This window comes from Streptomyces sp. NPDC056835 (genome assembly GCF_042789485.1).
Lineage (GTDB): Bacteria > Actinomycetota > Actinomycetes > Streptomycetales > Streptomycetaceae > Streptomyces.
Genome location: NZ_JBHUBB010000003.1, coordinates 129532 through 146921, shown reverse-complemented (window position 1 = coordinate 146921; position 17390 = coordinate 129532). Strand labels below are relative to the sequence as shown.

Below are 17390 nucleotides of genomic sequence, written 5' to 3'. Positions count from 1 at the left end.
ATCGGTCGCTCGGTGCCGTTCGCCGTGGAGGAACCCAAGGACCTCGTGGTCGGCGACACCCTCCTGAGCCTGGCGGCGGCGGCCGAGCATCAGGGCGCCAAACGGCCGTCCAGGATCCCGAGAACGGGCCCGCCGAGCAGGCCGAGCACCACCGAGCCGGCGGCGATCGCGCAGGCGAAGCCGCCGGCCGGCCGCGACCACACACGTGGCGTCGCCGCGGCGGAGCCCGAGACCGCCGCGGCGATCCAGCGCAGATAGTAGAAGAGCGAGGCCACGGTGTTGACCGCCGCGACGACCGCCAGCCACGCGTAGCCGCCGTCGAACGCCGCGCTGAACGCCTCCAGCTTGCCGAGGAAGACGGCGGTGGGCGGCGTACCGACCAGGCCGAGCAGACAGACGACCAACGCGGCGGTCAGCGCGGGCCGTTCCCGTATCAGACCCCGGTAGTCCTCGATGGCACGCGCCCCCGGCAGCGCGCAGACGACGGCGAACGCCCCGAGGTTCGTCAGCGCGTACGCCGCCAGGTAGTACAGCAGGGCTCGCTGGCCGATGTCCGTACGGCCCGCGACGACGACGGGGAGCAGGAGGTAGCCGACCTGGCTGATGGTCGAGTACGCGAGCAGCCGCTTGACGTCACGCTGGAAGAAGGCGGCCAGATTGCCCACCGTCATCGACGCGACGGACAGGACCGCCACCAGCTCGGGCCACGGTACGGAGGTGTCCGCGAGGGGTACGGCCGCGAGGCGGTAGAGCGCGGCCAGCGCACCGATCTTGGGCACGGTCGTGAGGAACGCCGCCACGGGCGCCGAGCTGCCCTGCACTGCGTCCGGAACCCAGAAGTGCGCCGGTACGCCGCCCGCTTTGAACAGCACCCCGGCCAGCAGCGCCACCACACCGGCGGCCACCAGCTCGGCGGACACGCCCGGCAGTCCGGTCCGCAGCACCGGATACGACGTGCCGCGCCCGGCGGCGAGCAGCAGGGTGATCCCGCCGAGCATCACCACACCGAGGAGAGCTCCGACGACGTAGTACTTCAGTGCCGCCTCGGTCCCCGGCCCGTCCTTGCGGAAGCCGGCCAGCGCGTACGCGGGGACGCTGGCCAGCAGATATCCCGCCGCGAGCAGCAGCAGGTCCTGGGTTCCGGCGAGCATCAGCGCCCCCAGGGCCGCGAGTTGCAGCAGCACGTAGAACTCGCTCTCCCGGCGGTTCGCGTGGAGCGGGCCGACAGCGAGGGCGAGAACCAGCAGGGTGCCGCCGAGGATGACGATCCGGCTGCTGTTCGTGACCGGGTCCACCGCGAAGGACGCGCCGAACGCGGTGGTGGTCGGCCCGGCGGCGGCCACGGCGGACGCCACGACGCCCGCGCCGCACGCCGTGAACGCCAGTGCGCCGGTCAGCCACTGCCGGCGCCGCGGCAGCCAGGTGCCCAGCAGCAGTCCGAGGACGGCGGACGCGGCGAGCAGTACCTCGGGAAGCAGATCGAGCGGGTTCTCGTTCATCTCCGTCATCGCGCGAGCAGCTCCAGCACGTCCCGGGAGGCCGGCTCGATGACGTCCAGCACGAAGCGCGGCGCGAGGCCGAGGATCACACCCAGGGCGAGCAGCGGAACGACGGCGGCGCTCTCATGGGGCCGGAGGTCGGGGAACGGTCCCGCCGCGCCCGGAGCGACGGCCGGAAGCCGGAGCGGGCCGAGGAAGATCTGTCGCAGGGCGCGCAGGAACAGGCCCGCGGTGATCACGATCCCGAGCACGGCGAGCCCGGTCGCCACCGGCCGCGGGCCCAGACTCCCGGTGAGGATCTGGAATTCGGCGATGAAGCCGGAGAACCCGGGCAGGCCCAGCGAGGCGAAGGCGGCGACGCCGGTCAGCGCCGCGAAGACCGGCGCCCGTCCGGCTACGCCCGAGTACGCCGCCATGTCGTACGTACGGCCGCGCGCGTACAGCACGCCGGCGAGCAGGAACAACGCTCCCGTCAGCAGACCGTGACTGACCATCTGGAACACGGCCCCGCTGACGGCGAGTTGGCGCGCCTCCACCCCCGTGGCGACGGACGCCGCCGCGCCGATCGCGAGGATGATGTAGCCCATGTGATTGACCGAGGTGTACGCGATCATCCGCTTGAAGTCGCTCTGGGCGAGCGCGACCAGCGCCCCGTACAGCACGGACACCACACCGATCACGACGAAGACGGCGGCGTACTGCCGCCAGGCGCCGGGGAGGATCGGCAGGGCGATACGCAGGAATCCGTACGTGCCCATCTTCAGCAGGACCCCGGCGAGGATCGCCGACCCGGCGGCCGGTGCCTCGGTGTGCGCCGGAGGCAGCCAGGTGTGGAAGGGGACGGTCGGTGTCTTGACCGCCAGGCCGACGCCGATCGCGAGCAGGACCAGGGCGCCGTACAGGGACCGTCCGGCGAGCGGGTTCTCGCGGGTCAGATCGACGATGTCGAAGGTGTGCGGCGAGGCGGCCAGATACAGGCCGATGAATCCCAGCAGCAGGGCCAGCGACCCGATGAAGGTGTAGAGGAAGAACTTCAGCGCGGCACGGGCCGCGTGCCGGTGTCCCCACCCCGCGATGACGAAGTACATCGCCACGATCGACAGATCGAAGAAGATGAAGAAGAGGATCAGGTCGAGGCCGACGAACAGCCCCAGGCAGGTCGTCTGGAGGAAGAGGAAGAGCGCGGCGAACTCCCGGACGCGCCGTCGCTCGCGCCACGCGTACAGCGCGCAGGCCAGGAACAGCACACAGGCCATCGCGACCAGCGGCAGGGACAGCCCGTCGACGCCCACGTGGTAGCCGACCCCGGCGCTGGGGATCCAGCGGGCGCGGGTCTCGTACCGCATCCCGCCGCCGGCTCCGTATCCCCACCACACGGCGACGGTCAGGGCCAGTTCCAGCGCGGCGGTCGCCACCCACGCGGCGAGGAACAGGCCGGGGGGAGCGCCGCGCGGTACGCAGAGCAGCAGCACCGCGACGGCGGTCGGAAGCAGGACGATGGCCGTGAGCACGGCGGTCACCTCATGAGGACGAGTACGACGGCGAGGACGGTGAAGGCGACGACAGCCTGGGCGAGGTACTGATGCAGTTGGCCGGTCTGCGGCATGCGCGCCCAGCGGCCGAGTGCGCGCGCGCCGGCGGCGACGCCCTCGACGGCGCCGTCGACGCGCCCTTCGACCCGGCGGTCGGTCCAGCGCGCGAGCCGGAGGACGCTCCGCGCGCCGCCGTCGACGGCCCGGTCCAGTACGTGGTCGTCGAACGCGGCCAGCGCGTGGGCGAGGCGTACCACCGGCCGTACGAGGAGGAGCCGGGCCGCGGCCTCCAGGCCCAGCCAGTCGGCCACCCACCGCCGTCCTGCGGACCGCGGGCCCCTCACCCAGACGACAGCGGAGACGACGAGGGCGAGCGCGCCGGAGAGGACGAACTCCCAGGCCACCGGGGTCGGTTCGGCGGGTCCGCCCAGGACGCGGCCGAGCGCCGCGCGCGCCGGCGGGAAGCCGAGCACGGTCAGGCCGGCGCAGGCGACGGCGAGGGCCACCAACGGCGGCCGGGTCACCCAAGGCAGGGTGACCGCGGCCGCGTCGGTGGGCCGCCAGACGAACCAGAGCGCCTTCGTCGCGTACACCGCCGAGACGACGGCCCCCGCCAGTCCGACCACGTACAGCGCGGCGCTCTCGTGCAGCGCCGCGGCGAGAAGCACGTCCTTCGCCGCCCACAGCGACAGCGGCGGGATACCGGCGAGCGTGAGCGCCGCGACGGTGAAGGTGGCTCCGGCCGTACGGTTGCGGCGCGCCGCACCGTACAGGGCGGGGAGTGTGCCGGCCCCCAGCACGGTCAGCCAGGCACCGGCCACCAGGAACGCGAGGCTCTTGGCCGCCGCGTGGGCCATCAGCTGTACGGTCGCGCCGGTCGCCGATCCGACGCCCGCGGCGAGCACCATGAAGCCGATCTGCGCGCAACTGGACGCGGCCAGCAGCTGCTTGAGGTCGCTCTGCGCGACCGCGACCAGACCGAGCAGTACGGCGGTGACCGCGCCCGTCCAGGCCACCGCGGTCCCTCCCCAGCCGGACGCGGCCAGCAGCGGCTCCAGCCGGATCAGCAGATACGCGCCTGCCACCACCATGGTCGCGGAGTGCAGCAGGGCGGAGACCGGACTCGGTCCCCGCATGGCGTGCGAGAGCCAGAAGCTGAAGGGCAGTTGGGCCGATTTGCCGAGCGCGGCGACCATGACCCCCGCGGTGATGAGTGCGAGCCAGGGCCCGGTGGCGCGCGGAAGATCCGCGAGGGCGAGCGTGGCGGACCCACCGGCCGCGAGGGCGGCCCCGGCGGCGAGATACAGCCCGAGGTCCGCCGCGCGGGTGGTGAGGAAGGCGATGTTCGCCGCCCGGCCGCGCTCCGGGTCGCGCCACCAGAAACCGATGAGCGCCCAGGAGGTGGCGCCCATCAGCTCCCAGGCCATCAGCAGTACGGGGAGCGTCGCCGCCGTCACGGTGGTCAGCATGGCGCCGCTGAACAGGAGCATGAGCCCGAAGAAACGCGCACGCGCCTCCCCGGGGCGGATATCGCCGACGCTGAAGACCAGGACGGCGGTGGTGATCGCCGCCACCGTCACGGTCATCACCCCGGAGAGGCCGTCCACCACGAGCCGTACGGGCAGCCCGTCGAGCAGTGGGGCCCCGGCCGCCGGACGGCCGAGGGCGACCGCGACAGCGAGGCCCAGGGTGACGAGAGCGGTGGCGACCGCGGCCACGGGTGCGACCCGGTCGGCCGCGCGCCCGCTGACCGCGAGAACGGTTCCGGCGGTCAGCGGCAGGGCGAGCAGCGCCCACAGCAGGACGCTCATTCCCTCAGCTCCGCCGCCATGTCGGTCATCTCGACCTCGCGGGCCCGGAACAGCGCGGTGACCACGGCGAAGCCGATGGCCATCTCCACGGCCATCACCGTGACCGCGAGGACGACCAGCACCTGGCCGTCGGCGGTGGCGGGCGCGATGTAGTGCCGGACGGCCGCGGCGGCGAGGATGATTCCGCCCACCATCAGTTCGAGGCCCATCATCAGCATGACGATCGACTGCTGGGTCAGCGCGCCGAACAGCCCGGTGCTGAACAGCGCGGCGGCGAGCAGGAGGAACAGTTCGAGACTCATCGGCCGCCGTCTCCCCGTACCGGATCTCCGGTGGTTCGGGCTCGGGTTCGGACTCGGGCTCGCGGGTCGTCGCCGAACCGGTCGTAGCGTCCACGGCGAGTGGCCAGGACCACCGTGGCGACGATGGTGGCGAACAGGGCCATGCCGAGCACCATCATGGTGAGCATCTGCGGTCCCATCAGCGACAGACCGAGCGCGGTCGTGGGATCCTCCGGCGGTCTTCCCTTCCGGGCGGGCCAGGGCGCGAGGAGCGCGCCGGCGGCCAGCACGGCGAAGACCGCCGCGCTGATCCAGGCCGCGCCCTTCCTGTTGTGCACCATCGACATGGGCAGCAGACCGGCGGGGTTCATCATGTACATCACCATGAACACGGCCATGATGGCCATTTCGATGGTCATCATCAGGATGATCACCACGCCGAGGTAGTCGAGGCCGAGCAGCAGAACCTCGCCGCCGACGCAGAGCAACGACATCAGCAGGGCGTATGTCGCCCGCGCCATCGAGTCGAACCGGAACACCATGATCCCGGCGCCGGTCGCGAGGACGGCGAGCACCCAGAAGATCACGTCGTCAAGCCTCAACGGCTCCTCACCGCCCTGTCATCGGTCGAGCACGACCACGGCCACGAAGAGCGCCTGAAGGAGTGTCAGCGGTACGAGCACCAGCCAGCCGAGCCCCATGTAGCGGTCCATACGCAGGACCGGCAGCAGCCGGCGCCCCGTCACCAGCAGGGCCAGTACCAGCGCGGTCTTCAGCACGGTCCACGCCCAGCCGGGCAGAAGCGGCCCGTGTCCTCCGCCGAGGAAGAGCGGCACGCTGAAGGCCGCGGTCACCACGAGGAGCAGCCACCGCCCGCCCAGGAACACCAGCCGGTCCACGCCCGACAGCTCGACCGCCGCTCCGCCCGCCGTGTCCCGTCCCAGCGGTCCGCCGAACGGCCCCCAGAACGACATGGCCATCGCGCTCAGCAGATAGACGACGAAGGCGACCGGCATCCACACCACGAACCAGAGCCCGTCCTGAGCGGCGACGACATCGCCGACGCGCAGGGACTCGGCGCCCAGGGCCGCGGTGGTGAGGGCGAACATGTGCGGAAGTTCGTACGCCAGCCCCTGTGCGAGGAAGCGGTATCCGCCGATCAGTGACAACGCCGAGTTGGGACCCCAGCCCGCCAGCCACACGGCCGCCCAGGCAAGGGCCTCCATGGCGTTGAACCATACGACGCCCACGCTCGGATCGCTGACGGCGCGGAACCCCCAGGGCAGCACCGCGCCCGCGAGCACGGCGGCCACGGGGACCAGCACCACTCCGGCCCTGCCGAGTGCCACGTCCGCGGCTGTCGTCCGGCGCCGCTGCTGTACGAGGAGGCGCAGGCCCTCACGCACCGGTGCCGCCGCGCGAACGACCCACTCGCGTGGTGTCCCGGCGCGGCCCCGCTCCGCCGCGGCCGTCAGCGCCGCGTCGTATCCGGCCGTGACGCCGGCGGCGGCCAGCAGGACGGCCGGCAGGACCACGGTGGCCCACAGGGGCGCGGATTCAGGCATGGGCCGTCCCTGCCACCGGCGCGGGGGCCAACTCGTCGATATCGGGATCGAGGCTCGCCACAATGGCCCGCGCGCACCCGAACTCGGCGCCTGTCAGCAGCTCCGGCAGAACGTCGAGAAGTGCCCGCGAGGGCGGAAGATCCCCGTCGAGGGTGCCGCGTGGCCCTCGCATGTCGCCGGGGGCCAGTGGCCGGGTGTCGTCGAAGTCCCGTACGGCCCGGGAGATTTCCGTCAGCCAGAGGTGGAGGCGGGCGTGGGCGTCACCGTCCGCCGCGAGAGCCGGGCCGGTCACGCCCCGTTCCCGCGCGTGGGCCGCGGGCAGCGGGCCGAGTCCCGTGAGGAGCCATCGCAAGGTCCGGGACCGCCCCACCCGCGCGGCCAGGCGCTGTAGTTCCGCCGTCGTACGCGCTGAGGGAGGGCCGCCGAGCACCTCGTCCCGGAGGCGCCGGGAGCGGGCGGCGGAATCGGCCCATCCGACGACGGAGAGCAGCCTGCCGAGGCTGTCGAGATGGGCCGCGCAGCGGCGGCGGGCGGCGGTCCCGCGCGTGATGTGCTCGCCCCGGGCGGCCCGCAGCCAGGGCGCGGCCCAGAACGGCGTGCGGTCCGGCGGCCCGGGCAGATGCTCGACTTCGGCGTGCTGGACGACGTCCCCTTGGAGTGCGCAGCGCAGGATCAGCCCGGCCGGCCAGTCGGCCAGGGCCGGTCCCAGCGGCACATGCAACCGGTCCAGCCGGAGCCCGTCCCGGTCGTCGGCGCGTTCGGCCAGCGGCAGACCCGCCACTTCGGACATCGCGTGTGTGTCGTGGCCTTCGGGGCTCTCCGGGCCTTCGGGGCTCTCGTGGCCTTCGGGGCCTGTGGGTTCATGTCCGGTGGGGCGCGGTGTCGTTCTCGTATCCAGCTGTGCCGTTACCCGTTCGCGTACCTCGTCGAGGGAACGGGCGGCGTGACCGGGCTCCGTCACGGTGATACGGCAGGCCGGCCGCGGCATGGCGCGTGCGAGATCGTCCAGCCATCGCGCGTGGGCGGGCACCGGGGCCGCGCAGACCACCAGCGCGTCCGCGGCGGCGGGCGAGGCCATCACCGGCCAGCCCCGACGTCTGAGTTCCGCCTCGACGCCGAGCCGGATCCCGGTCGCGCCCGGCCAGGTCCCGAGGAAGACCGCGGGACGCCGCATGGCGGTACGCCGGAGGGCGCCTCTCAGGTCCATCGGAAGGCCCCCTCACGCCAGGCGTAGGCCACCGCGGCGAAGAGAATCCCGAGGAACAGGAACATCTCGATGACGGCGCTCACGCCGACCCGTGTCACCACCTTGACCCACGGATACATGAAGAGCATCTCCATGTCGAAGGCCAGAAAGATCATCGCGACGGGGTACCAGCGCACATGGAACCGCGAGAACGCGTGTTCGGCGGCGGGCAGTCCACCGGTGAACGGACCCGCTTCCAGCGGGGTACGGTCGACGGCCAGCCACGCGGCCAGTCCGTACAGCGCCGCCAGACCGGCCACGACCACCGCGAGGAGAACCAGCACCGGCTGCCACGCACCCACCTCGCCCTTCCTCCGCTCTCTCTCCGCTCGTCCCGGAAGGACCGCGAAGCTCATGGTGTGCCGAGGACACACTCACATCGTGGAGGCGCGGCGAAGATCTCGTCCGGGGCCGATCCGGTGTCCCTCGCGGTGGGCGTCGGGCCGGGCGCGGCGGGGCGCGGCACCTCGGGCAGCGGCGCGTCACCGTACGGGACGGCGGCGATGCGATTGGTCCATACCAAACCCTTGACGCGCGCTTCGCTCACACCTTGAATCAAGTATTGAACTCCCTTGTCAAGTCCCCCACTTGTGTGCGTCTCGCGAAAGGTATGACATGGGCATGAAAATCAACTGGAGGCGCGCGGTCGCCCGGCGGCGCGTCTCCATCACCCGCAGGGCGGCGTACGCGGCCGTCGGCTCCCTCATCGTGGGCCTGCTGAGCGTCCTCCCCGCGTCTCCCGCCGCGGCGGCCACCGGCCAGATCAGCGGGCTGGCGGGCAAGTGCGTCGACGTGGCGGGCGCGTCGAGCGCCAACGGCACCGCCGTACAGTTGTACGACTGCAACGGCACCGGCGCCCAGCAGTGGAGCGTCAACTCGGACGGCACCATCCGGGCTCTCGGCAAGTGTCTGGACGTCACTGGCAATTCGACCGCCGACGGCGCCGTGCTCCAGCTGTGGGACTGCTCCGGCGGCGCCAATCAACGGTGGGTCGTGACCGCCGCGCGGGACATCGTCAGTGTCGCCGCCGACAAGTGCGTCGATGTCACGGGCAACAACTCGGCCAACGGCACCCGGCTGCAGATCTGGACCTGCACCGGCGCGGCGAACCAGAAGTGGTCGGCCCCGGCCACCGGGGGCGGCAACCCGAGTCCGGGCGGATTCGTGGTCTCCGAGGCCCAGTTCAACCAGATGTTCCCCGGCCGGAACCCCTTCTACACGTACAGCGGTCTGACCGCCGCTCTCAGCGCCTACCCCGCCTTCGCCAAGACCGGAAGCGACACCGTCCAGCGCCAGGAGGCCGCAGCCTTCCTCGCCAACGCCAACCATGAGACCGGCGGCCTGGTCCATATCGTGGAGCAGAACACCGCCAACTACCCGCATTACTGCGACTGGGGCCAGCCCTACGGCTGCCCGGCGGGCCAGGCCGCGTACTACGGCCGCGGCCCGATCCAGCTCAGCTGGAACTTCAACTACAAGGCGGCCGGCGACGCGCTCGGCATCGACCTGCTCAACAATCCCTGGCTCGTGCAGAACGATTCGGCCGTGGCCTGGAAGACCGCCCTGTGGTACTGGAACACCCAGTCCGGCCCCGGCACCATGACCCCGCACAACGCGATGGTCAACCAGCGCGGCTTCGGCGAGACGATCCGCAGCATCAACGGTTCCCTGGAGTGCGACGGGCGCAACCCCGCCCAGGTCCAGAGCCGGGTCGACGCCTACCAGCGCTTCATCTCCATCCTCGGCACCACGCCGGGCGGCAACCTCTACTGCTGACCGCGGGGACAGGATCCCCACGGCCCGATGAAGATCTCGGGGGCCGTCCGGCCGCGCGCCGGGCGGCCCCCGTAGCTTGAACGGCGGTCGGCTCAGGTGGAATTGACCCTCGGATCGCGGACATCGGCCCGGGAGGCGCTGAGAAGCGGACCATCTCGTCGTGCGCGGTCGGAGGGCGTAGGCGATCAGGGGGCGTACGCGGTCAGGGGCGGACGAGGACCTTCAGGGCCTCACGGTTGTCCATCGCGCGGTAGCCGCCGGGCACCTCTTCCAGCCCGACGGTGCGGTCGAAGACGCGGCCCGGCTCGACCGTGCCGTCGAGGACGTCGGGCAGCAGCTCGTCGATATAGGCGCGCACCGGGGCCGGGCCGCCGTTGAGTGTGATGTTGGGGCCGAACAGGCTGCCGAACCCGATCGGCGCGTCCTCGTACTGCGGCACACCGACGCGGCTGATCACACCGCCGGGACGCACCACACCCACCGCCATCTCGTAGGCGCTCATGTATCCGACGGCCTCAAGCACCGTGTGGGTGCCGTCGCCGCCGGTGAGCTCGCGCACCTTCGCGATGCCGTCCTCGCCGCGCTCGGCGACCACGTCGGTGGCCCCGAAGTCACGTCCGAGGTCGGTGCGGTCCTTGTGTCTGCCCATGAGGATGATCCGCTCCGCGCCCAGCCGCTTGGCGGACAGCACGGCCATCAGCCCGACGGCGCCGTCACCGATCACGGTCACCGTGGTGCGCGGGTTCACCCGGGCCATCTTCGCCGCGTGGTAACCGGTGCCGTACACGTCGGACAGGGTCAGCAGGGACGGCAGCAGGGCGGAGTCCTCGCCGACAGGAAGCTTTACCAGCGTGCCCTGGGCCTGCGGGACACGGATCGCCTCGGCCTGTCCGCCGCCTATGCCGCCCGCGGCCCAGAACCCGCCGTGGCGGCAGGAGGTCTGTAGGCCCTCGCGGCAGAAGTCACAGGTGTTGTCGGCCCACGCGAAGGGGGCCACGACGAGATCGCCGCGCCTCAGCCCGGAGACGTCGGAGCCGAGTTCCTCGACCACGCCCAGGAACTCGTGGCCCATCGGCGTTCCCTGCTCGGAGACCGGAATGTTGTGGTACGGATGCAGGTCACTGCCACAGATACACGCGCGCACGATACGTACGATCGCGTCAGTGGGCTGTCGCAGAACGGGGTCGGGCGCGTTCTCCACGCGCACATCGCCGGGACCGTACATGAACGTGGCTCGCATGAGGCACCTTCCCTAGTGGTGGCGTTCGGTTGATTTCGGAGGTCGGTTGGCTTCGGTGGTCAGAGGCGCCCGTACCGGCGCGAGCGGTCAGGCCCGCGGGTAGTGGTATTCGTCGTCCGTGACGTGCTCGCCCCACTGGGTTTCCGGGCCCTCGTCGCCGCGCCCTTCCCACAGCGCGATGTGAGTCATGAAGTGGTCCGGCGCGGCGCCGTGCCAGTGCCACTCACCGGGCGGGGTGTGGACGGTGTCGCCGGGGCGCATCACGACGACCTCGCCGCCCCGGGACCGCACCAGCCCGATGCCGTCGGTGACGTGCAGCGTCTGCCCCACGGCATGCGTGTGCCAGGCGGTACGGGCGCGGGGTGCGAAGCGCACCGTGTTCGCCCGCATACGGGACGGCTCCTGGCCGGCGTAGAGGACGTCGAACCACACATCACCGGTGAACATCTCGTCCGGACCCTTGGTCGAGGGCTTCTTCGGCAGCTTTTCCATGCCGGTCGCTCCTTGTGGATGAGAGAGGGGAAAGGGAAACCGCGGTCTTCAGCTGACTGGCGGTTCCACGTGGTCGCGCGCTCTTCATCTCGCGCCGCCCACATCATCAAGACTCGCATTCCCACACCCGCCCGCAAAGGGGAGACCTCCCTCCCCGGGACACATTCATCCTGGGAGGAAACCGTCCCCCTCGCATGAGCGTCGGCCGGTGCGACACTGGTGCCTATGAACCGCGACGCACACCTCAATGAGCTGGGGGAATTCCTCAGGGCCCGGCGCGCCGAGCTCAGCCCCCGCACAGTGGGGCTTCCCGACAGCGGTACACCGAGGCGGGTACCGGGTCTGCGCCGGGAGGAGGTGGCCCAGCTGGCCACGATCAGCACCGACTTCTACACCCGTCTCGAACAGGGACGCATTCAGGCGTCCGCGTCCGTGCTGGCCGCCCTCGCCCGCGTCCTGTACCTGAACGACGACCAGCGCGACTACCTCTTCGGGCTGGCGGGAAAGGGCCAGAACCGGCCCCGGCGGCGCACGCTGCAGAAAGTCCAGCCGCAATTGCGGCGGCTTCTCGACGACCTCACCGCGACCCCGGCCATTGTTCTGGGCCGCCGCATGGACATTCTCGCGTGGAACGCGCTCGCCGCCGCTCTGGTCACCGATTTCGGCCGGATCCCTGAAAAGCGGCGCAATTACGTGCGGCTGGTCTTCACCGACCCCGCCATGAGAACGCTGTACTGCGATTGGGAGACCGTCGCGCGCACCTGCGCCGCGCAACTACGCATGGAGGCCGCCAAGTATCCCGACGACCCGCGCCTTACCGCGCTGGTGGGCGAACTGTCGGTCCAGGACCCGCAGTTCCGCCAGTGGTGGGCAGCGCACCAGGTCGCCACCCTGAGCGTGGGCACCAAGGCGCTCCATCACCCCGTCGCGGGCGACCTCATCCTCGACTGGGACACCCTGACCGCGAGCACCGATCCGGACCAGCAGCTCGTCATCTGGACGGCCGAAGCGGGCACCCCCTCCCACGACGGACTGCGCATCCTGGCCTCATGGGCCGCGGACCACCCGAAGGCCGCCTCGGACAGCGCCTGACGCGGCGGCGCCGGGCGCCGTCCCGGCCTCTCTCCTACGCCTCCTCGTCCACCCTGATCAGGTGCAGGGACGTGCTCGCCCAGTCCCCGGCCGGCAGCTCGGGCGTGATCCCGTACCCGGTCAGTACCGACGCATGACGCACGACGCCGGTACGGGCGTCCCGGTAGCGCGCGGTGGGGTCCAGACCCGCGAGTCTGAGGGCGGGACGCGGTGTGCCGTGGCGCGGGGCCCGCTGCCAGACCAGCACGAACGCCTCCCGCCGGTCCGCGGTGGTGTACTGCACGGCGGACGGCGCGTCGTCGACCGGACCGCGCAGCCGGTGGAGGGTGCCGTGCTGCACGATATGGCGGACCTTCTTGTACTCCGCCACCCACTCCGCGCCCTCGGCACGTTCCGCCGCCGTCCAGCGCGCGAGATCGCCGCCCACCGCCAGCACGCCCGCCATCGCGACATGGAACCGGTAACGCAGCGGCACCGAGCGGTCGGTGAGCTGGTTGGGCACATCCGTCACCCACGCCGCCATCGTCCGTGCCGGGTAGATCTGGCCGAAACCGTGCTGAATCGAGACCCGGTCCGCCGCGTCGGTGTTGTCGGACGGCCACGCCTGGTCCGTACGGGAGAGGATGGCCAGATCGACACGGCCGCCGCCCCCGCTGCATGTCTCGATCCGCAGCTCCGGGTGGTCCGCGCGCAGCCGGTCGATGACCTCGTACAGATTACGTGTGTACCGCGTCCACAACACATCCTCGCCGTTCTCGCGGCCGGGCCAGCCGGCCTCGCTGAAGGCGCGGTTCATGTCCCACTTGAGGAAGTCGATCCCGTTCTCCGCGACCAGCCGTGACAGCCAGCCGTACGCCCACTCGGCGACATCGTCCCGGGCGAAGTTGAGTACCAGCTGGTTGCGCAGCTCGGTGCGGGTGCGGTGCGGGAAGTGCAGTACCCAGTCCGGGTGCGCGCGGTACAGGTCGCTGTCCGGGTTGACCATTTCGGGCTCCACCCACAGGCCGAACCGCATACCGAGCCGGTGGACCTCCTCGATCAGCGGGGTGAGCCCGGCGGGAAAGCCCTTGGCCGCGGGCGTCCAGTCGCCGAGTCCGGCCGTGTCGTCGCGGCGCCCGCCGTACCAGCCGTCATCGACGACGTAGAGCTCCACACCGAGCTCCGCGGCCCGCGCCGCCAGCGCCTTCTGTCCGGCCTCGTCGACCTCGAAGCCGGTGGCCTCCCAGGAGTTGAACAGTACGGGGCGCAACTCCTCGGGGTGCGGCAGCACATGGGCCAGGATGTACGCGTGCCAGGCGCGGCTGGCCGCGCCGAAGCCGCCGTCGGTGTACACGGCCGCGTAGCGCGGGGTCACGTACTCCTCGCCGGGGCCGAGCGGCAGTGTGAACCCGTCATGTCCGGCTCCGCCGGTGAAGGCCGTACGTCCGTCGGGGGTGCGCTGCACGGTGACGTGCCAGCTTCCGCTCCAGGCCAGGGCCGCGCTCCACACCTCGCCCCGGTCCTCGGTGGCGTCGCCGGCGTCCAGCATCAGCCAGGGGTTCGCGTGGTGGCTGGTGATGCCGCGCCGGCTGGTGAGCACGGTCTCGCCGTGCGGTACCGGCTCCCGGTGGAGCACGCTCTCCGCCGACCACTGTCCGGTGACATGGCTGATCCGGTAGTCGTCGCGCGGTGGCAGCGTCCAGGCCGCGGAGTCCGCGCGGGGCAGCGAGAGCGGTTCCTGGCCGGTGTTGCGCAGCACGGTCCAGCGCTCGATGACATCGGTGTCCTCGTGCACGCGGTAGTGCAGGGTGACCGCCAGCGGGTAGTGGCGGTCGCGGAACTCCAACGCCAACTCGGCTGTTCCGGGCGCCGGTGCGCTGGTGCGGTGGCCCACGGCCCGCCATTCGAAGGCGCGGGTGCCGTCGGCGAACCGTACCCGCAGGGAGGGCGCTCCGTACCGGGCCCCTCCGTCGACGGGCAACTCCTCGCCGGCCGCCGGGCGGCCCTCGAAACTGCTGATCTCCACGGCCGGAGGGGGTACGAGTTCCCCGGCCGCCGCGAGGGTCAGCCGTGGTCCCCACGCGAGGTGGCAGGGCGCTCCCGTGTCATCGATCCGCAGCGCGTACGACGTGCGCGCGGTGGAGAGCAGCCAGACCCCGGAGGCCGGGGCGAAGGAGATCAGAGACATTGATCCTCGCGTTCAATTAGCGCCACAGGAGAGGTGAGCAGCCAACCTCTCCTTCGAACAGCTGTCAACACCCGCACCGCATCTGGCTTTTACAGGCTGATGGCACCTTCAGAAGGTCCTTCACATGAAGTCTGTTTCTTTCATTGACAGCAGAAAAGAATCACCCTAGCTTTCCCGCCATGCGCTCAACCACTCCTCATGAGGCGGTCCCGGCGACGACGCCGGCCGCTTCCCTGGTCTTCACGACCGTGCTGTCCCACGGCCCGCTCACCCGGGCCGAGATCGCGCGGCGGACCCGACTGTCCCCGGCCGCGGTCACCAAGGCGGTGCGCCCGCTGATGGAAGTCGGGTATCTGGTCGAAGGCGTGGACGAAGGGGCGCGGCCCGCTCTCGGACGTCCGGCCAATCCGGTACGGGTCGACGCGGGCAGGGCGCTGTTCATCGGGATCAAGGTGACGGGCGACGAGATCATCGCCGTCCTGGCCGATCTGTGCTGCCGTATCCGGGTCGCCCGGCACGTACGGCTCACGGACCGTGAGCCTGCGGCGGTGCTTCCCGCCCTCACCGCGCTGGTGCGCGAACTGCTCCTGGAGGCCGACGACTTCGGTGTGCGGGTGCGGGGGCTGGGCATCGCCGTCTCGGGTGATGTGGACCGTACGGACGGTGTGGTGCGCTACTCGCCCTTCCTGGAGTGGCGGGACATCCCGCTCGCCGGGATCGTCGGGACCGCGACCGGTCTGCCGGTCACGGTCGACAACGACGTACGGGCGCTGACCGTCGCCGAGCAGTGGTTCGGGGCCGGGGTCGGGCTCTCCGACTTCGCCCTGGTGACCGTGGGCGCCGGCATCGGCTGTGGCCTGGTGGTGCATGGGCGGGTGGTGTCGGGCGCGCACGGCGTGGCCGGCGAGATCGGGCATCTGTCCATCGACCCGCTCGGCCCGCCGTGCCACTGCGGCAACAACGGGTGCGTCGAGGCCATCGCGGCGGACCCGGCGATCCTGCGCGGGGTCCGGGAGGCCACGGGCAAGCCCGTGACCACCCCGGCCGAGGCGCTGGAACTGGCCCACGGCGGGGACCCCGGGGTCCGGGAGGTCTACGCACGGGCCGGCGAGGCCATCGGCAGGGCCATCGGCGCGGTGGTCAATGTCCTCGGTCCGGAACGAGTGATCATCTCCGGCGAGGGCCTGGCCGCGTACGACTTGTTCGCGGAGGGCATCCGTGACGCGTTCGCCGCGTCCGCCTTCGGCACCGCCGCGCAGTGCGACGTGATGACACGTCCGCTGCCCTTCGAGGAGTGGGCGCGCGGGGCCGCGGCCACCGCGATCCAGTCCTTCATCGGATCAGACACGCAATAGGAGTAGCGATGACGCTGCAGAGCCGCATCCCCCGGACCCCCGCGGGTCCACACCGCAGAAGGGTGGTCCAGGGGCTGTTCGGTGTCGGGGCCGCAGCCCTGGCCATGCCCGCCCTCGCCGCCTGCGGCGGAGGGGCCGCGTCCGACCCGAAGACGGTGACCTTCGGCTCGAACGGCGCGGACGCCACCCCGAAGAAGGCGTACGCCGCGGTGACGGACGCCTTCGAGAAGGACAGCAAGCTCACGGTCAAGACGAACACGGTCGACCACGACACGTTCCAGAAGAGCATCTCCACCTACCTCCAGGGCACCCCGGACGATGTCTTCACCTGGTTCGCCGGCTACCGCATGCAGTACTTCGCCAAGAAGGGCCTCGCCAGCCCCATCGACGAGGTGTGGGAGACGATAGGCGCCGGCTACAGCGACGCCGCCAAGCAGCTGTCCAAGGGTGAGGACGGGAAGTACTACTTCGTCCCGCTGTACAACTACCCGTGGGCCGTCTTCTACCGCAAGAGTGTCTTCCAGCAGTACGGCTACGAGATTCCCGTGACATGGAGTCAGTTCACCGCGCTGGCCAAGCGGATGAAGAAGGACGGTCTCTCCCCCATCGCGTCCGGCTACGGCGGCGGTGACACCTGGAGCATCCTCGGAGCCTTCGACTATCTCAACCTGCGCGCCAACGGCTATGACTTCCATATGTCCCTGATGCGCGGTCAGGTCTCCTGGACCGACAAGCGCACCGCCAGGACCATCGACCTGTGGCGCGAGCTCACCCCGTACTACCAGAAGGGCGCGGGCGGCCGTTCCTGGCAGGACGCCGCGCAGTCGCTGCTCGACAAGAAGTCCGGCATGGCGATCATCGGCCTCTTCCTCGGGCAGCAGGTCACCGACGAATCCCTGCGCTCCGACATCGACTTCTTCCCGTTCCCGGAGATCGACCCGGCGTACGGTCAGGACGCGGTCGAGGCACCCACCGACGGCTTCATGCTCAGCCGCAAGCCGAAGAACCCGGACGCCGCGCGCACCTTCCTCGAATTCCTCGGCGGCGCCAAGGCCGAGAACCTTTACATGGGCGTCGACCCGAGCAATGTCGCCGTCAACTCCGGTGCCGGCACCGGCTCGTACAACGCGCTCCAGAAGAAGTCCGCCGAACTCATCGCCGGCGCCAAGCACATCACCCAGTTCGGGGACCGCGACAGCGACCCGGGATTCATCTCCACCGTGGTGCAGCCCGGCTTCACCGAGTGGCTGAACCACCCCGACGACGGTTCGGCCCTGCTGAAGAAGATCGAGTCGCAGCGCGCGCGCTTCTTCACGGCCTGATCCCACCGGAGA

General features: G+C 70.9%; 16 protein-coding genes. 4 read left to right on the top strand and 12 right to left on the bottom strand.

The annotated features are described in order from the left end of the window. Nucleotides 1–89: 89 nt before the first annotated feature. From ACFRMN_RS05110 to ACFRMN_RS05070, 9 genes are all read right to left on the bottom strand, one after another. Nucleotides 90–1508 carry an NADH-quinone oxidoreductase subunit N gene (locus ACFRMN_RS05110; RefSeq protein ID WP_383013396.1) on the bottom strand — a complete coding sequence of 473 codons (1419 nt, stop codon included), beginning with the start codon at nt 1506–1508 and terminating at the stop codon, nt 90–92. Beyond that, nucleotides 1505–3010 (bottom strand): NuoM family protein, encoded by a 1506-nt coding sequence (locus ACFRMN_RS05105; RefSeq protein WP_383013393.1) that lies wholly within the window; start codon nt 3008–3010, stop codon nt 1505–1507. The genes ACFRMN_RS05110 and ACFRMN_RS05105 overlap by 4 nt, the downstream gene beginning before the upstream one ends. Before the next feature lie 5 nt (nt 3011–3015). Then, nucleotides 3016–4842 carry an NADH-quinone oxidoreductase subunit L gene (locus tag ACFRMN_RS05100; RefSeq protein WP_383013390.1) on the bottom strand — a complete coding sequence of 609 codons (1827 nt, stop codon included), beginning with the start codon at nt 4840–4842 and terminating at the stop codon, nt 3016–3018. Beyond that, on the bottom strand, nt 4839–5144 hold the full coding sequence (gene nuoK / locus ACFRMN_RS05095) for an NADH-quinone oxidoreductase subunit NuoK (protein ID WP_383013387.1): 306 nt from the start codon (nt 5142–5144) through the stop codon (nt 4839–4841). Before nuoK ends, ACFRMN_RS05100 begins: the two co-directional genes overlap by 4 nt. Beyond that, a complete protein-coding gene (locus ACFRMN_RS05090) occupies nt 5141–5665 on the bottom strand; it encodes an NADH-quinone oxidoreductase subunit J (protein ID WP_383013763.1) in 525 nt (174 codons plus the stop codon). Before ACFRMN_RS05090 ends, nuoK begins: the two co-directional genes overlap by 4 nt. 78 nt (nt 5666–5743) lie before the next feature. Next, complete coding sequence (locus tag ACFRMN_RS05085; protein WP_383013384.1) at nt 5744–6688, bottom strand: NADH-quinone oxidoreductase subunit H; 945 nt, start codon at nt 6686–6688, stop codon at nt 5744–5746. After that, entirely contained in the window at nt 6681–7895 is a 1215-nt protein-coding gene (locus tag ACFRMN_RS05080; RefSeq protein WP_383013381.1) for a hypothetical protein, read from the bottom strand. Before ACFRMN_RS05080 ends, ACFRMN_RS05085 begins: the two co-directional genes overlap by 8 nt. Continuing rightward, a complete protein-coding gene (locus ACFRMN_RS05075) occupies nt 7886–8218 on the bottom strand; it encodes an NADH-quinone oxidoreductase subunit A (RefSeq protein ID WP_383013760.1) in 333 nt (110 codons plus the stop codon). The genes ACFRMN_RS05080 and ACFRMN_RS05075 overlap by 10 nt, the downstream gene beginning before the upstream one ends. A 68-nt stretch (nt 8219–8286) precedes the next feature. Further along, entirely contained in the window at nt 8287–8481 is a 195-nt protein-coding gene (locus ACFRMN_RS05070; RefSeq protein WP_383013378.1) for a hypothetical protein, read from the bottom strand. Between the two features lie 74 nt (nt 8482–8555). Between ACFRMN_RS05070 and ACFRMN_RS05065 the strand changes: the two genes are divergently transcribed. Next, nucleotides 8556–9710: a glycoside hydrolase family 19 protein gene (locus ACFRMN_RS05065; RefSeq protein ID WP_383013375.1), complete on the top strand. Its 1155-nt coding sequence runs from the start codon at nt 8556–8558 to the stop codon at nt 9708–9710. Between the two features lie 202 nt (nt 9711–9912). Here ACFRMN_RS05065 and ACFRMN_RS05060 read toward each other — a convergent pair whose 3' ends face one another. Next, complete coding sequence (locus ACFRMN_RS05060; RefSeq protein ID WP_383013372.1) at nt 9913–10950, bottom strand: alcohol dehydrogenase catalytic domain-containing protein; 1038 nt, start codon at nt 10948–10950, stop codon at nt 9913–9915. A gap of 87 nt (nt 10951–11037) precedes the next feature. Beyond that, nucleotides 11038–11442, bottom strand: a complete 405-nt coding sequence (locus tag ACFRMN_RS05055; RefSeq protein ID WP_383013369.1) for a cupin domain-containing protein — start codon at nt 11440–11442, stop codon at nt 11038–11040. 225 nt (nt 11443–11667) lie between these two features. Here ACFRMN_RS05055 and ACFRMN_RS05050 point away from each other — a divergent pair, with 225 nt between their 5' ends. After that, nucleotides 11668–12534, top strand: a complete 867-nt coding sequence (locus tag ACFRMN_RS05050) for a helix-turn-helix domain-containing protein (protein WP_383013366.1) — start codon at nt 11668–11670, stop codon at nt 12532–12534. Between the two features lie 34 nt (nt 12535–12568). Here ACFRMN_RS05050 and ACFRMN_RS05045 read toward each other — a convergent pair whose 3' ends face one another. Then, nucleotides 12569–14701, bottom strand: a complete 2133-nt coding sequence (locus ACFRMN_RS05045; RefSeq protein ID WP_383013363.1) for an alpha-galactosidase — start codon at nt 14699–14701, stop codon at nt 12569–12571. A gap of 179 nt (nt 14702–14880) precedes the next feature. Between ACFRMN_RS05045 and ACFRMN_RS05040 the strand changes: the two genes are divergently transcribed. Beyond that, on the top strand, nt 14881–16056 hold the full coding sequence (locus tag ACFRMN_RS05040; protein ID WP_383013360.1) for an ROK family protein: 1176 nt from the start codon (nt 14881–14883) through the stop codon (nt 16054–16056). Between the two features lie 8 nt (nt 16057–16064). Beyond that, entirely contained in the window at nt 16065–17378 is a 1314-nt protein-coding gene (locus ACFRMN_RS05035) for an ABC transporter substrate-binding protein (protein ID WP_383013357.1), read from the top strand. The last annotated feature ends 12 nt before the right edge of the window (nt 17379–17390 follow it).

Coding starts and splice junctions, on each gene's coding strand:
- ACFRMN_RS05080 (WP_383013381.1), bottom strand. CDS start 7,895: ATGGACCTGAGAGGCGCCCTCCGGCGTACCGCCATGCGGCGTCCCGCG.
- nuoK (WP_383013387.1), bottom strand. CDS start 5,144: ATGAGTCTCGAACTGTTCCTCCTGCTCGCCGCCGCGCTGTTCAGCACC.
- ACFRMN_RS05110 (WP_383013396.1), bottom strand. CDS start 1,508: ATGACGGAGATGAACGAGAACCCGCTCGATCTGCTTCCCGAGGTACTG.
- ACFRMN_RS05065 (WP_383013375.1), top strand. CDS start 8,556: ATGAAAATCAACTGGAGGCGCGCGGTCGCCCGGCGGCGCGTCTCCATC.
- ACFRMN_RS05035 (WP_383013357.1), top strand. CDS start 16,065: ATGACGCTGCAGAGCCGCATCCCCCGGACCCCCGCGGGTCCACACCGC.
- ACFRMN_RS05100 (WP_383013390.1), bottom strand. CDS start 4,842: ATGAGCGTCCTGCTGTGGGCGCTGCTCGCCCTGCCGCTGACCGCCGGA.
- ACFRMN_RS05040 (WP_383013360.1), top strand. CDS start 14,881: ATGCGCTCAACCACTCCTCATGAGGCGGTCCCGGCGACGACGCCGGCC.
- ACFRMN_RS05090 (WP_383013763.1), bottom strand. CDS start 5,665: ATGGTGTTCCGGTTCGACTCGATGGCGCGGGCGACATACGCCCTGCTG.
- ACFRMN_RS05050 (WP_383013366.1), top strand. CDS start 11,668: ATGAACCGCGACGCACACCTCAATGAGCTGGGGGAATTCCTCAGGGCC.
- ACFRMN_RS05055 (WP_383013369.1), bottom strand. CDS start 11,442: ATGGAAAAGCTGCCGAAGAAGCCCTCGACCAAGGGTCCGGACGAGATG.
- ACFRMN_RS05045 (WP_383013363.1), bottom strand. CDS start 14,701: ATGTCTCTGATCTCCTTCGCCCCGGCCTCCGGGGTCTGGCTGCTCTCC.
- ACFRMN_RS05060 (WP_383013372.1), bottom strand. CDS start 10,950: ATGCGAGCCACGTTCATGTACGGTCCCGGCGATGTGCGCGTGGAGAAC.
- ACFRMN_RS05085 (WP_383013384.1), bottom strand. CDS start 6,688: ATGCCTGAATCCGCGCCCCTGTGGGCCACCGTGGTCCTGCCGGCCGTC.